Below are 13,802 nucleotides of genomic sequence, written 5' to 3'. Positions count from 1 at the left end.
TTAAGTAACCTCCTATGGAACAGCTTCAAGACAGCACAATTTTGTCGCCTGGGCACAAGGATGTGACCGCGGGGCCTTGCCTTCAGACCGCGGGATGCCGCAACGTGGCGCCGGTGCTCAACCGGGTGGGGGACAAGTGGAGCATGATGATCGTCATGACTCTTTCGGACGGGTCGAAGCGCTTTTCGGAGCTGAAACGCGCCATCGACGGCATTTCGCAGCGGATGCTGACCCTGTCGCTTCGCGGGCTTGAGCGCGACGGGATGGTTAGCCGCACGGTCACCCCGACCATTCCCCCACGCGTGGACTACGAATTGACCGAGCTTGGCCGCTCCCTTCGCGAACCGGTGAAGGCGCTGGGCGACTGGGCGATCAAACACATCGACTGCATCCGCTCCGCCCAGCGGCGCTTCGACGAGCGGGAGGACGCCGCCTGATGGCCAGTCCGGCAATCGATCGCTCCGCCGCCGAACAGGTAGCGCGCGATGGGGTTGCCGCGTTGGAACGCGGGGACGGCAAGGCCGCCCGCCACCACTTCTCGTCGCTGATCGACTCCGGCTTCGCGACGACGCCGATGCGGCTGATGCTAATCCGCGCCTGCAAACTGGACAATGATATCGAGGCGGAAGGTCAGGCGATCGACGCTCTGCTCGCCGCCGATCCGGACAATCTAAGCGGGCTACTGCTTCGCGCCGACTGCCACCGGCGCAACGAGGATCCGCGAGCCACCGCCAGCTTCTTCCAGCGGGCACTGGCTCGGGCGCGAACCGCCGGCCCGGTGCCTCCCGATATTGCGGCAGAGCTTCGCAGCGCGCAGGCCTATATCGACGGTCAGGCCCGCGAATTCGGTAACGCCATCCAGTCCGCGATCACATCGCTCGACCGAGATGGGGGCACCCGTCTCACCCACGCCGTCGATATGCTCCAGGGAAAGCGGCAGGTTTATCCGCAGCAGCCCAGCGTACTCTATCTCCCCTACCTGCCCGAACGGCAGTTTTTCGAGCGGGAGGAGTTCGATTGGGTCGAAGGCCTCGAGGCTGCGGCAGACGAGATCCGCGATGAACTGCTCACGCTGATTAAGGAGGACGTCCCCTTCCGCCCCTATGTGGAGGCGGAGGAAAACCGCCCCCGCCGGAACTTCGCTGGCCTGCTCGACGACCCGAGTTGGAGCGCGCTCTATTTGTGGAAGGACGGGCAACTCGTCGAGGAGAACGCCCGACGCTGCCCGCGAACGATGGAGGCGCTATCGAAAGTGCCTGTCAGCCGCATTGGGACCCGCACCCCGTCCGTCCTCTTCTCCCTACTTCGCCCCGGCGCGCACATCCCGCCGCATCACGGCATGCTTAACAGCCGCCTGATCTGCCACCTGCCGCTGATCGTTCCCGAAGGCTGCTGGCTGCGCGTCGGCAACGAAACGCGCCATGTGGAAGCGGGGCGAATGCTGATCTTTGACGACAGCATCGAACATGAAGCAAAGAACGAAAGCAACGAAACGCGTATCATCCTGCTATTCGACATCTGGCGCCCCGAACTGACCGAAACGGAGCGAGCCGGCATTTCCGCCATCTTCGACGCCATCGACCGCTTTTCAGGACTGCCCGACGCCTAAAACTGCTTGCTGACGATTTCCGCAACGACCCTTCTCGGACATTAGAAAATTGCTGTCCTGCCGATTGCGACTACGCCGTGCGTCCGTTCACTCTTTGAATTACGCCAGCAATTCGATACTAATTCTAACGTCTGCAGGAGACGAAGTTTACCGCACACTTTCATTGCGAACTTCGCGTGGCAACTCCCCTCGGTGTTACTTTCCGGACATCGCCTCGGGACACCGGTTTCCGAACAGGCGAACAGGCGCTAGGGGCGTATAATGCTGAAGAAGACCCCGACCGATATCGCCGCGCTGAAGACGATCGACGACAGGCTGCGCTGGCTCAGCGCCTGGACGATCCATCACGCCAACCACGTCCGTGAGTCGGGGGACGGGTTGAAGGTTGGCGGGCACCAGGCCAGCTGCGCATCGATGACGGCGATCATGGCCGCACTCTATTTTCATGCGCTCGGCCCCAACGACAGGGTCGCGGTCAAGCCACATGCCGGTCCGGTGCTTCACGCTATCCATTACCTGCTTGGCTCACAGTCGCTCGACCAGCTCAAGAATTTTCGCGCCTTCGGCGGGATGCAAAGTTATCCCAGCCGAACCAAGGATCGCATTCCAGTGGATTTCTCCACCGGCTCGGTCGGCCTCGGCGTTGCCATCACCGCCTTTGCCTCGCTGGTGCAGGATTATCTCACCGCCCACGGCATGATGGGCGAGGAGGAGCGCGGCCGCTTCGTTGCGCTGATCGGCGATGCGGAACTGGACGAAGGCAATATCTACGAAGCGCTAATTGAGGCGCATAAGCACGACATCCGCAATTGCTGGTGGGTCGTCGACTATAATCGGCAAAGTCTCGACGCGACCTCGACCGACCGCATGTTCGAACGGTTCGACGAGATATTCGCGAGCTGCGGCTGGCGCACCGTCGAGCTTCGCTACGGCAGGAAGCTGGCCGCCGCGCTTGCGAATTATCCGGCGGTGGCCGACTGGCTCGACACCCTTCCAAACGCGGATCACAGCGCCCTGCTCTACCAAGGCGGCGCTGCATGGCGAGCGCGCATCAACGCCGACCTCGGCAAGGCAGCTAACGCCTTCTTGAAAGCTCAGGACGACGATGCGCTCGCCGCGCTGATGAGTGACCTCGGCGGCCATTGCATGGACACGCTGGTGGAGGCGTTCGACGCCGCGCAGGACGATGTGCCGACGCTCTTCATTGCTTGGACTGTGAAGGGCTTTGGCCTGCCCTTTGCCGGTCACAAGGATAATCACGCCGGCCTGATGAACCCGACGCAGGCGCATGCGCTCCGCGACAGCATGGGCATCGCGGAGGGCGAGGAATGGGAACCGCTTGCTGGCGTTGGCGGCAACGCGCGCGCCGCTGCGGAAGCACTAATCGATCGCAGCCGCGTTTTGCGTGACAAACGGGAGCGCTCGTTCGGCAAGATCGAAATCCCTTCGATCCCCGCCCCGGCGGGCGACGAGCAATCGACCCAGGCTGCCTTCGGCCGCATCCTGCTCGACCTCGCCAAGGCGGGCGCTCCGCTGGCCGATCGCATCGTCACCACCTCGCCTGACGTCACCGTGTCCACCAACCTCGGTGCTTTCGTGAACCAGCGTGGCCTGTTCAAGCGGCGCGAAATGAAGGACGTCTTCGCCGCAGCAAAGATCCCGTCTGCGCAGAAATGGTCGGCGACAAACCGGGGCCAGCATATCGAGCTGGGTATCGCCGAATCCAACCTGTTCCTGATGCTGGCTGCCCTTGGCCTGTCGGGCGATCTCTTCGGGCAGCGGCTGGTGCCGATCGGAACGCTCTACGACCCCTTCATCGCCCGCGGCCTCGATAGCCTCAATTATGCCTGCTACCAGGACGCTCGTTTCCTGCTGGTCGCCACCCCGTCCGGCCTTACCCTCGGGCCAGAAGGCGGCGCTCACCAGTCGATCAACCCGCCGCTCATCGCGCTCGGCCAACCCGGCATCCGCCATTATGAACCGGCCTTCGCCGACGAACTCGCCGTAATGATGCAGGAAGCATTCCGACTGATCGACGCCCCAGACGGCGAGTCCACTTATCTGCGCCTTTCCACCCGATCGATCACCCAAGTCGAACGCGGCGGCGATGAATGGAAGGACGGCGCGCTGCAAGGCGGCTACTGGCTGCGCGAGCCCGGTCCTAGTTCCGAAGCAGCAATCGTCGCGATGGGTGCGATCATGCCCGAAGCGCTTTCCGCTTGGGAAGAACTCAGCGCCGATATTCCGGGCCTCGGCCTTCTCAACGTTACCTCGCCCGACCTGCTCCACCGTGGCTGGACCGCGGCGCAGGCGAAGCGCTGGCAGGGCGAAAGCGCGCCGAGCCATGTCGAACAATTGTTGTCGCGCCTCACGCATGGTGCGGGCCTCGTCACCCTGTGCGACGCCGCACCCGCTTCGCTCAGCTGGCTCGGTGGCGTGCTCGGCAATCGCGTCGCTCCGCTGGGCGTGGAGCGGTTCGGCCAGACAGGGAACCTGCCCGATCTCTACGCCGCCTACCGGCTGGATGGGGACGCGGTAACGGAAGCCGTTGCCGAGATTTTGCTGCCAGCCTAGGGAGGGCGAATGGCCGGACGCTATTTCGACGAGTGGCAGGTTGGCGATACCGTCGCCCACGCCATCACCCGCACGGTGACTGAGGCAGACAACCTCCTCATCTCGACGCTGACCCACAACCCGCAGCCGATGCACCTCGACGCCGAGGCAGCCAAGGCCAGTGAGTTCGGCCAGATCCTCGTCAACAGCTGCTTCACCTTCAGCCTGGTGGTCGGCGTTTCCGTCACCGACACGACGCTGGGTACGCTGATCGCTAACCTCGGGTTCGACGAGGTGCGGTTTCCCAAGCCCGTGTTCATCGGCGACACGCTCCATTTCGAAAGCGAAGCGATGGCGGTACGTGAAAGCTCGTCGCGCCCGACGGCAGGTATCGTTACCTGGGCCCACCGCGCCATCAACCAGCGCGGCGAGACCGTCTGCACGATGCAACGCTCCGCCCTGCTCCACAAGAAGCCAACATGAACCCCGGCGCGTCTCCGCCGAGAAGCTGGCTGTTCGTTCCCGCGGACAGCAACAAGAAGATAATGAAAGCGCTCGCCTCCGACGCGGACGCCGTCATCTTCGACCTGGAAGACAGTGTAGCCCTGCCGCAAAAGTCGATTGCCCGCGAACTGCTAAGCCTGCTTCCGACACGCGACGGCGGCGGCCCACAGCGCTGGGTGCGGGTCAATCCGCTGGGCAGCGCTTCTCATGCGGAGGACCTTGACGCGCTCGACGACTTCGACGTCGACGGTATTGTGCTGCCCAAGACGGAAAATGGCGACGACGTCGCCGACTTCTGCGCTGCCCTTGCCCCGCGCTGCTTGCCCGTCCACGCCATTGTAACCGAGACGGCGGCGTCGTTGTTCGGCCTGCTGTCCTACCGGGAAGCAGGGTCTTCGCTTGCGGCGATGAGCTGGGGTGCTGAAGACCTGTCCGCTGCGCTCGGCGCATCATCCAAATTTACCGCGAACGGCGAACTTGCCTTCACCTACAAGCTTGCACGCTCGCTTTGCCTCGCCGGCGCCGTTGCGGCCGAAGCCCAACCCGTCGACGGTGTGTTCGCCGACTTTCGCGACGAGGCGGGGCTGGTCGCCGAAGCACGTGCTGCCGCAGCCGAAGGCTTCACGGGAAAGCTGGCTATCCACCCCGACCAGGTCGGACCGATCAACGCCGCCTTCACTCCATCGGCGGAAGAAGTGGAACATGCCCGGGCCATCATCGACGCCTTCGCCGCCGATCCGTCGGCCGGGGTGCTGTCGGTAGCCGGAAAAATGGTCGACCGGCCGCATCTTGTTCAAGCGCAGGCCGTTCTAGCGAGATCACGACAGCGATAAGGAGGGTTTGACATGCCGACGACCGCCAAGGGCTGGGGCACCGACGCACCCGACCAGCCGCTGAAGCGCATGACGTTCGAACGGCGCGACCTCCGTCCCAACGACGTTGCGATTAAGATTACCTACGCCGGCATCTGCCATAGCGACCTTCACACCTGCCGCAACGACTGGGGCGGTACACGCTACCCGGTAATCCCGGGCCACGAGATCGTAGGCAAGGTGACCGCAGTTGGCGACGAAGTTACCCGTCACCGCGTCGGCGAAACGGTCGCGGTCGGCTGCATGGTCGACAGCTGCATGGAATGCGATCAGTGCCTGGAAGGCTGGGAAGTTTTCTGCCGCAAGGGCTGCGTCCAGACCTACAACAGCAAGGACTATCACGACGGGACGGTCAGCAAAGGCGGCTATACTGACCATATCGTTGTCCGCGACCATTTCGTCTGCAAGGTACCGGACGGCATGGACGAAAGCCGTGTCGCGCCCCTGCTTTGCGCGGGCATCACCACCTACTCGCCGCTTCGCCAATATGGCGTCGGGCCGGGCACGAAGATGGCGGTCGTCGGGCTTGGCGGGCTTGGCCACATGGCGGTCAAACTCGGCGTCGCGATGGGGGCCGACGTGACGATGATCACGACTACTCCGAGCAAGGGACAGGATGCGCGGGAACTGGGAGCAAGCGACTTCATCATCTCCACCGACGCGGAGCAGATGAAGGCGGCGGTCACCCGGTTCGACTTCATCCTCAACACCATCCCGGTAAGCCACGAAATCGATGGCTATCTACAGTTGCTCGGCCGGTCTGGCCGGATGGTCATCGTCGGCGCACTAACGCCGATGCCGGGGTTCGTCGGAATGAACCTGATCTGGTGGAACCGTGCAGTCGGCGGTTCGGCGATCGGCGGCATCCCGGAAACGCAGGAAATGCTCGATTTCTGTGCCGCTAAGGACATCTATCCCGACATCGAGACGATCCGCATGGACCAGGTCAACGAAGCCTATGAGCGGCTGCTGAAAAACGACGTTCGCTACCGCTTCGTGATCGACATGGAGCAAGGTGTCTAAGACAGGCTTGCGAATGATGGGCGGCCCGTTATCCCCTTCGCGCAAGGGGAGATTGAATGGCCGAAGCTGCAGCGCATAAACCATGGTCGATGGCGCAGGTCGTCACCGCTTCGTCGGCGGGAACGGCGTTCGAATGGTATGATTTTTTCATCTTCGGATCGCTGACGCCGATCATTGCCAAGGTCTTCCTCGCAGGCCTCGACCCGACCGGTGCGCTGGTTGCGGCGCTCGCGCTGTTCGCCGTCGGTTTTGCCTTTAGACCGCTGGGAGCAATCCTGTTCGGGGCTATGGGCGACCGCGTCGGACGGAAGGCGACCTTCCTGACTACCGTTACGCTAATGGGCGGCGCGACGTTCCTCATCGGCCTGCTGCCCACCTATGAGCAGGCGGGCATCATCGCCCCGATCCTGCTCATCTTTTTGCGCATCTGCCAAGGTACGGCGCTTGGTGGCGAGTATGGAGGCGCGGCCATCTACGTCGCCGAACACGCCCCCGACCACAAGCGAGGCGCGGCAACCGGCTGGATCCAGTCTTCCGCCTCCTTCGGCCTGCTCGCGGCGCTACTGATCATCGTTGCAACGCGAACCGCCGTCGGGGAGCAGGCCTTCGCAAGCTGGGGCTGGCGGATTCCCTTCCTAGTTTCGATTATTTTGCTCGGCATCTCGGTCTGGATGCGCCTGAAGCTCAGCGAGAGCCCGCACTTCACCAAGCTGCGCGAAGACGGCGAAGTGTCAAAGGCGCCGCTGCGCGAAGCCTTCGCCGATCGGCAGAACCTGAAGCGCGTAATGATCGCGTTCTTCGCGATCATGTGCGCTCAAGGCGCGGTCTGGTATTACACCTTCTTCTACATGCAAGTGTTTCTGGAAAAGTCGCTGGGCTTGCCCGGGGCGACCAAGGATATGCTGCTAATCGTGATGACGGTGGTCAGCGCGCCGCTGTACGTCTTCTTCGGCTGGCTGAGCGACCGTGTTGGCCGAAAGCCGGTGATGCTCGGCGGCATGTTGCTCGCGCTTGCGCTCTATTTCCCTGCATCCCATTGGATTGCAAAAGCTGCAAACCCTACGCTGGTTGCAGCGCAGCAGGCGACGCCGGTTGTCGTCGAAACCGACCTCGCGACGTGTACGGCGCAATTCGACCCTACTGGAACGGCTAAGTTCACCAGCGCCTGCGACATCGCAAAGAGCAGCCTCGTGAACCGCGGGGTCGCCTACTCGACCCGCGCATCAGGCGACGGCCAAACGCGGGTGATCGCCGGAAACCAGTCCGCGTCAATTGCCGGCGGCGACGGCTTGACCGAGGCAGAGCTAAAGGCGCTCAAAAAACAATCTTCTGATGCGATCAACGCCGAGTTGGCGGCCGCTGGCTATCCGGCCAGCGCCGACCCCGCACAAGCGAACATGCCGATGCTGATCGCCATCCTCTTGCTGTTTGTCGTGGCGGCTACCGCCCTCTACGGCCCGCAGGCAGCGGCGCTGGTCGAGATGTTCCCGACGCGTATCCGCTATACCGCCATGTCGCTGCCCTACCACGTCGGTACCGGATGGGTTGGCGGCTTCCTGCCTGTAACGAGCTTCGCGATCGTCGCGCTCACCGGCGATATCTACGCGGGGCTATGGTACGCAGTCGCCTTCACCGCGGTTTCGGCGATCACGACGATACTGTTCCTGAAGGAGACGCGCGGCAAGCCACTTGAGCACTGCTGACGCCTAGCGGCAGGCACAGCAAAGCTAGTTAGGTCGACGGCCCTTGCCTCCTCCCATCAGGCGGCCCAGTGAATGTCGATCGGCTGCTCAGCTTCGGCCAGCACACGGCCAATCGGCAGTTTCGACGACTGCCCGTCCTCGATTGCCTGTTCCAGCAAAGCCTTTTTCTCCTCTCCGGTGACAGTGATCAGCACAGTCCGGGCGGAAAGGATGGCGGAGCGAGTCAGCGTGACGCGGGCGAATGGCGCTTCCGGCGGAAGCGGATCCGGCATGACGCCGACGGCATGGCGGCCCTTGGGCGAGTTAAGCGCTTCGTCGAGATCGGGGCCGGGAAAGATGGAGGCAGTGTGGCCATCGCTGCCGACGCCGAGCCAGGCAAGATCCAGCGGAAATTTAAGGTCGGCGAGCTTCGCATTCGCCGAGTTTCCGGCAAGCTTGTAGTCGCTGATATCGCTGGTGATCGGGAACACGCGGGCGCCTGTCGGCAGAAAAGCCTGGGCGATGGCGCGGACGTTCGACTTTTCATCGCTCAATGGAACGAGCCGATCGTCGGTTGGGATGATCGTGACTTTCTTCCAGTTAAGACGGGCCTGCGCCAACTTTTCGTAGATTGGCAGCGGAGTCTTGCCGCCGGGGACCGCGATCAGTGCCTCTCCGCGCGCGTCGAGCGCGCTTTCGATGATGAAGCCGATGTCGCCGGCGACGGCCTCCGCCATCTCGTCGGCGTCGTCATAGTCCCACCACTCGGCTTCGATCATCGTCACGGCTCCTGCTGATGGCGGCCCTGTAGGGAAAGCCGCCGCGCTTGCCTAGCGGTCGAAGCGGCCAACATCGCTTTGCACATACCCGAACCAGGCCGCGATGGGCTTGCCACTGGAGTCCGTGGCAGGTCGGAACTGGCCCCGGCTCATTACCAAGCTGCAGGTCCATTGATCGACTGCCTTGTCGCCGAACGAGCGCATCACGTCACACTGGCTAACGCGTCCATCAGGCTGCACCCTGACGCGGACGAAGACTCGGCCACCGCGCGGCCAACTTCGCTGGATGGCCGGCGGATAGTCGCGGTTCGTTATACCCCGCACCAGTTTCACGCCCGCACCGGTACCGCCGCCGCCGCCGCCGCCCGTGCCGCTTCCCGATCCGCCGCTGCCGGTGCCCGTCCCCTCACCGCCAGCGCCGGTTCCAGGACCCACAACGTCCGAGGCGCCCTGCGTGCTTTCGCTGCCCTGCCCCGGCGTCTGGGAAACCGGCATTGGCGGGGGAATGGGTAGCGAAATCGGCGGTTTCGGCGCGACGACCGGCGTTGCCTTACTCTCGATGTTCTTTGGAGATGCCGCGCCCTCTTCGCGTTCCGGCTTGGACTCTTCAGGTTTCGGGATTTCCTCGACCACTGGCGGGGGCGGTGGAGGTTCCGTTACGTCGAATATCTCAACGACCTCGCTAGGCAGATTGTCCCGCACCGGACCCGACAGGTTGATCAGCGCGAACGCAAGTCCGAGGTGGATCGCAACCACTAGCACAACAGTTGCGATTCGGTCTCGGATGGTGGGTCGGGGCTGGTACATTGCCTCCCCAACGTTGCGAGGCCGCGCGAGGTTTCGTTACGGCTTCGATGCGTGGAACGCTGCCGCCGCCCTGGCCCGGGAAGCAACAGCGTCAAGGCTGGCCTCGCCTGACGGGACGAGCCAGCTCCCGCCTACACATAGGACAGAGGGATGGCCGAGCCATTGTAGAGCGCTGGCCTCTGTGATTCCCCCTGTCGGACAGAAGCGCGCCTGGCCAAAGACACTCGCCAGCGACTTCAGCGCGGGAAGGCCGCCAGCCGCCTCCGCCGGGAAAAACTTGAAGCGATTCAGGCCGAGATCCAGACCGCGCATGATGTCACCTGCATTGGCGACACCGGGAAGATATGGCACGCCCGATGCGATGGCTGCCTTCCCCAGTGCATCGGTGAGGCCGGGCGAGACGATGAACTGCGAACCCGCGGCGATGGCATCATTGAGCATTTCCCTGTTCAGCACCGTGCCCGCTCCTACCACCGCGCCCGGTACCGCACTCATGGCGCGGATTGCGTCGAGCGCATTCGGAGTGCGAAGCGTCACCTCGATAACGGGCAACCCCGCTTCAACGAGCGTTTCCGCCAGCGCGCACGGATCGAGCGGTCCATCCATCACCAAAACGGGGATCACCGGCACCATTCGCATGATCTGGTCGATCGTCTGGGCCGTCATATGACCTCTTCCATAGCGTGCAGCATCGCCGACCCGCCCAGCTCGGCATCGTCGGCGGTCAGCCGCATGAAGGCGAACAGCTCGCGTCCCGTCCCGACCGGTGGCGGAGGCAACGATGCAGCCTCCCGGGTGGAAAGGTCGACATCCATGGCCTCCAGGAGGCCGTCGTGACCACACAGCCGGATTACGTCGCCATCGCGCAGGCGAGCCAAGTGGCCGCCATTGAGCGCTTCGGGGCAACAGTGGATCGCGGCAGGCACTTTGCCACTGGCCCCGGACATCCGACCATCGGTGACGAGCGCCACGTTGAAACCCTTGTCCTGCAGCACGCCGAGCGGTGGCGTCAGCTTGTGAAGTTCAGGCATCCCGTTGGCGCGCGGGCCCTGGAAGCGCACGACGACGATGACGTCCCGGTCGAGTTCACCGGCCTTGAAGGCAGCCAAGACCTGGTCCTGGTCCGAAAAAATGCGGCACGGCGCCTCGATCGTCCAACGGTCAGGGCCCACAGCACTCGTCTTGAAAATGGCGCGACCGAGGTTGCCGGTTACCAGACGCATGCCGCCATCGGCCAGAAACGGCTCGACGGTCGGGCGCAACATTTCCAGATTGGCACTCTGATCAACCTTGTCCCACACCAGAACGTCGCCATCGAGGCACGGGGCGGTTGCGAATGCGTCAAAGCTGTCGGCCCCCGCAGTCAGGATGTCGGAGTGCAACAGGCCTGCATCCAGCAATGTTCGAGCGGTAAAGGCCATCCCTCCCGCGTGATGGAAGTCGTTCACGTCGCCTGAGCCGTTCGGATAAACGCGGGCGATGAGCGGGACGGCTTCCGACAGTTCGGCTAGGTCCTGCCAATCGATCGAAATGCCGGCAGCTCGAGCGATCGCCGGGATATGGATCGCATGATTGGTCGACCCGCCCGTTGCCAGTAGCCCGACCGCGGCGTTGACGATTGCGCGCTCGTCGATGACCTGTGCCAGTGGGCGCTGCTTTTCGGCCGCGAGTTGCGCAACACGGTGGACCGCCGCACGTGTTAGCGCCTGGCGCAAGGGCGTTCCGGGATTGACGAAGGCCGCGCCGGGTATGTGGAGGCCCATCAGCTCCATCATCATTTGATTGCTGTTGGCGGTACCATAAAAGGTGCAGGTCCCGGCGCCGTGGTAGGACGCCGCCTCGGCCTGCAGCAGTTCTTCCTTGCCGACCTTGCCCTCCGCAAAAAGCTGCCGGACACGCTGCTTTTCCTTGTTGGCGAGCCCCGAAGGCATCGGGCCCGCGGGGACCAGCAGCGCCGGAAGGTGCCCGAACCGAAGCGCTCCGATCAACAGGCCGGGCACGATCTTGTCGCATATGCCCAGCAGCGCGATTCCGTCGAACATCCCATGGCTCAATGCCACCGCCGTGGACATCGCGATGATGTCGCGGCTGAAAAGCGACAGGTCCATGCCTGCCTGCCCCTGCGTCACGCCGTCGCACATTGCGGGCGTCCCGCCGGCGACTTGGGCAGTAGCGCCGACTTCGCGCGCAAACAGCTTCATCTGCTCGGGATAGCGGCCGTAGGGCTGATGCGCCGACAGCATGTCGTTATAGGCTGTAACGATCCCAATATTCGGGCCGCGCATGTGGCGAATGACGTCCTTGTCTTCGCCGGCGGCGGCGAAGCCGTGAGCGAAGTTGCCGCATGAGAGACGCGGGCGGCTGATCCCCGCATCGGCTTCCGCCGCCATCAGCTCCAGATATCTTATTCGGCGCGGCTTCGAGCGCTCAATGACGCGATCGGTGACAGCAGCAACGCGCGGGTCGAGCCTAGTCATGCCATTGCACCCCATCGCGCTCCGTCAACGCGATAGCCGCTGACGGTCCCCAGCTGCCAGCGCCATAGACCTTGGGTTCCAGCCCCGTCTGCTCCCAGGAAGCTCGGACGCCATCGATCCACTGCCACTGCGCCTCGACCTCATCGCGACGCACGAAAAGCGTTGGATCGCCATCGATCAAGTCCAGCAACAATCGCTCATAGGCAATCCGCCGCCGCGTATCGGCGAATGCATCGCGAAGCCCGACGTCCAATGGAACTTCGCGCAATCGGATTCCTTCGCGATCGAGGCCGGGCGTCTTGGCCATCACCATCAGGCGGATATTTTCCTCCGGCTGGATTGAGATGACCAGCTTGTTTGGCCGCGTTTTCGCGCCACGCTTGGCGAAGATCGAATGGGGAATGCATTTGAACTGGATAAAGATTTCCGTCTTTCGCGCCGGCATCCGCTTGCCGGTGCGGAGATAGAAGGGAACGCCTGCCCAACGCCAATTTTCGACATGGGCCTTCAAGGCGACGAACGTTTCAGTCTGCGATGTGCGGCCAAGCTCCTCGGCATAGGCCTTCACCGGCTGGTCGCCGATAGCGCCTGCACCAAACTGTCCCGTGACAACGTGGTTCGGCACATCGTCCGGGCCGATCGGACGGAGCGAACGAAGCACCTTCACCTTTTCATCGCGAATACTCGTGGCATCGAAGTCGGCAGGCGGCTCCATTGCGACAAGCGCAAGCAGTTGCAGCATATGGTTCTGCACCATATCGCGCAGCGCGCCGGAACCGTCATAATAATCGCTGCGGCCCTCAAGCCCGACAGTTTCCGCAACGCTGATTTGGACATGATCGATGTGCGCTGAATTCCACAACGGTTCGAACGCGACATTGGCGAAGCGCAGCGCCAGGAGGTTCTGGACCGTCTCCTTGCCCAGATAATGGTCGATGCGGAAAGTGCGTTCCTCCGGAAACTCCGCCGCGACTGCATCGTTGATTTCGCGGCTCGAGGCGAGATTTGACCCGAGCGGCTTTTCTAGTGCGAGGCGGACCTCGTCCCCGGCAAGCCCTGCTGACGCCAGTCCTTGAATCGTCGGCTCAAAAAGCGATGGCGCCGTGGACAGGAAAATCGCCAATCCGTCGGCCGGATCGATCCGCTCCGCGAGCTTTGCGAAACCCGGCTTATCCTTTGCGTCGAGTTGGACGTAGGAAAGGCGCGCGGCAAACTGATCGGCACGTGAGTGATCGAAGAAATCCGTCGGCACATGTTCCCGTAGCGCTGCTACTGCCGAGGCACGAAACGAATCGTCATCGAGCTCACTTCGCGCGGTACCGACGATCTTCAGCTTTTCCGGCAACAGGCCGTCAACGTCGAGGCCGTACAGTGACGGCAGCAACATGCGATGGGACAGGTCCCCTGTCGCGCCAAACAGCAACAGGGTGGAAACTTTCTGGATTGTCATTGCGTGACCCTAAGCGCTTCCTCGCACCGATGCGAAGGCCGACAGG

General features: G+C 63.0%; 12 protein-coding genes. 7 read left to right on the top strand and 5 right to left on the bottom strand.

Translation table 11 applies throughout. From position 1 onward, the window contains the following. Window positions 1-14 precede the first annotated feature (14 nt). The 7 genes from D3M59_RS07740 (at window position 15) to D3M59_RS07710 (ending at window position 8,264) form a co-directional block, all read left to right on the top strand. Entirely contained in the window at window positions 15-437 is a 423-nt protein-coding gene (locus D3M59_RS07740) for a winged helix-turn-helix transcriptional regulator (RefSeq protein WP_119533080.1), read from the top strand. Then, the gene (locus tag D3M59_RS07735) at window positions 437-1,609 is read left to right on the top strand and encodes an aspartyl/asparaginyl beta-hydroxylase domain-containing protein (RefSeq protein WP_119533079.1); all 1,173 of its coding nucleotides are present in this window, start codon (window positions 437-439) and stop codon (window positions 1,607-1,609) included. Before D3M59_RS07740 ends, D3M59_RS07735 begins: the two co-directional genes overlap by 1 nt. A gap of 261 nt (window positions 1,610-1,870) precedes the next feature. After that, complete coding sequence (locus D3M59_RS07730; protein ID WP_119533078.1) at window positions 1,871-4,183, top strand: transketolase; 2,313 nt, start codon at window positions 1,871-1,873, stop codon at window positions 4,181-4,183. A 9-nt stretch (window positions 4,184-4,192) separates the two neighbouring features. After that, window positions 4,193-4,645, top strand: coding sequence for a MaoC family dehydratase (locus tag D3M59_RS07725; protein ID WP_119533077.1), 453 nt, complete (start codon window positions 4,193-4,195; stop codon window positions 4,643-4,645). Next, window positions 4,642-5,499: an HpcH/HpaI aldolase/citrate lyase family protein gene (locus D3M59_RS07720; protein WP_119533076.1), complete on the top strand. Its 858-nt coding sequence runs from the start codon at window positions 4,642-4,644 to the stop codon at window positions 5,497-5,499. Before D3M59_RS07725 ends, D3M59_RS07720 begins: the two co-directional genes overlap by 4 nt. Window positions 5,500-5,511: 12 nt before the next feature. After that, window positions 5,512-6,561, top strand: coding sequence for an NAD(P)-dependent alcohol dehydrogenase (locus D3M59_RS07715; protein WP_119533075.1), 1,050 nt, complete (start codon window positions 5,512-5,514; stop codon window positions 6,559-6,561). A 56-nt stretch (window positions 6,562-6,617) separates the two neighbouring features. Further along, a complete protein-coding gene (locus tag D3M59_RS07710) occupies window positions 6,618-8,264 on the top strand; it encodes an MFS transporter (protein ID WP_199662454.1) in 1,647 nt (548 codons plus the stop codon). A gap of 56 nt (window positions 8,265-8,320) precedes the next feature. On the opposite strand, the gene pgl is transcribed toward D3M59_RS07710, so the two are convergent. The 5 genes from pgl to zwf are packed head-to-tail and all read right to left on the bottom strand — an operon-like array spanning window position 8,321 to window position 13,756. Beyond that, window positions 8,321-9,022 (bottom strand): 6-phosphogluconolactonase, encoded by a 702-nt coding sequence (gene pgl, locus D3M59_RS07705; protein ID WP_119533074.1) that lies wholly within the window; start codon window positions 9,020-9,022, stop codon window positions 8,321-8,323. 51 nt (window positions 9,023-9,073) lie between these two features. After that, window positions 9,074-9,829 carry a TonB family protein gene (locus tag D3M59_RS07700; RefSeq protein WP_119533073.1) on the bottom strand — a complete coding sequence of 252 codons (756 nt, stop codon included), beginning with the start codon at window positions 9,827-9,829 and terminating at the stop codon, window positions 9,074-9,076. Window positions 9,830-9,865: 36 nt separating this feature from the next. Continuing rightward, complete coding sequence (gene eda, locus D3M59_RS07695) at window positions 9,866-10,495, bottom strand: bifunctional 4-hydroxy-2-oxoglutarate aldolase/2-dehydro-3-deoxy-phosphogluconate aldolase (protein ID WP_119533072.1); 630 nt, start codon at window positions 10,493-10,495, stop codon at window positions 9,866-9,868. Beyond that, window positions 10,492-12,306: a phosphogluconate dehydratase gene (gene edd, locus D3M59_RS07690; RefSeq protein WP_119533071.1), complete on the bottom strand. Its 1,815-nt coding sequence runs from the start codon at window positions 12,304-12,306 to the stop codon at window positions 10,492-10,494. Before edd ends, eda begins: the two co-directional genes overlap by 4 nt. After that, window positions 12,299-13,756 (bottom strand): glucose-6-phosphate dehydrogenase, encoded by a 1,458-nt coding sequence (zwf, locus tag D3M59_RS07685; protein ID WP_119533070.1) that lies wholly within the window; start codon window positions 13,754-13,756, stop codon window positions 12,299-12,301. The genes edd and zwf overlap by 8 nt, the downstream gene beginning before the upstream one ends. Window positions 13,757-13,802: the final 46 nt, after the last annotated feature.

Source organism: Sphingomonas edaphi, from assembly GCF_003583725.1.
Taxonomy (GTDB): domain Bacteria; phylum Pseudomonadota; class Alphaproteobacteria; order Sphingomonadales; family Sphingomonadaceae; genus Sphingomicrobium; species Sphingomicrobium edaphi.
This window is presented reverse-complemented; position numbering and strand designations above follow the sequence as displayed.

Excerpts from the sequence above, each read along its gene's own strand:
- D3M59_RS07700 (WP_119533073.1), bottom strand. The coding sequence starts at position 9,829 with ATGTACCAGCCCCGACCCACCATCCGAGACCGAATCGCAACTGTTGTG.
- D3M59_RS07735 (WP_119533079.1), top strand. The coding sequence starts at position 437 with ATGGCCAGTCCGGCAATCGATCGCTCCGCCGCCGAACAGGTAGCGCGC.
- D3M59_RS07720 (WP_119533076.1), top strand. The coding sequence starts at position 4,642 with ATGAACCCCGGCGCGTCTCCGCCGAGAAGCTGGCTGTTCGTTCCCGCG.
- D3M59_RS07715 (WP_119533075.1), top strand. The coding sequence starts at position 5,512 with ATGCCGACGACCGCCAAGGGCTGGGGCACCGACGCACCCGACCAGCCG.
- zwf (WP_119533070.1), bottom strand. The coding sequence starts at position 13,756 with ATGACAATCCAGAAAGTTTCCACCCTGTTGCTGTTTGGCGCGACAGGG.
- D3M59_RS07725 (WP_119533077.1), top strand. The coding sequence starts at position 4,193 with ATGGCCGGACGCTATTTCGACGAGTGGCAGGTTGGCGATACCGTCGCC.
- D3M59_RS07710 (WP_199662454.1), top strand. The coding sequence starts at position 6,618 with ATGGCCGAAGCTGCAGCGCATAAACCATGGTCGATGGCGCAGGTCGTC.
- D3M59_RS07740 (WP_119533080.1), top strand. The coding sequence starts at position 15 with ATGGAACAGCTTCAAGACAGCACAATTTTGTCGCCTGGGCACAAGGAT.
- pgl (WP_119533074.1), bottom strand. The coding sequence starts at position 9,022 with ATGATCGAAGCCGAGTGGTGGGACTATGACGACGCCGACGAGATGGCG.
- edd (WP_119533071.1), bottom strand. The coding sequence starts at position 12,306 with ATGACTAGGCTCGACCCGCGCGTTGCTGCTGTCACCGATCGCGTCATT.
- D3M59_RS07730 (WP_119533078.1), top strand. The coding sequence starts at position 1,871 with ATGCTGAAGAAGACCCCGACCGATATCGCCGCGCTGAAGACGATCGAC.
- eda (WP_119533072.1), bottom strand. The coding sequence starts at position 10,495 with ATGACGGCCCAGACGATCGACCAGATCATGCGAATGGTGCCGGTGATC.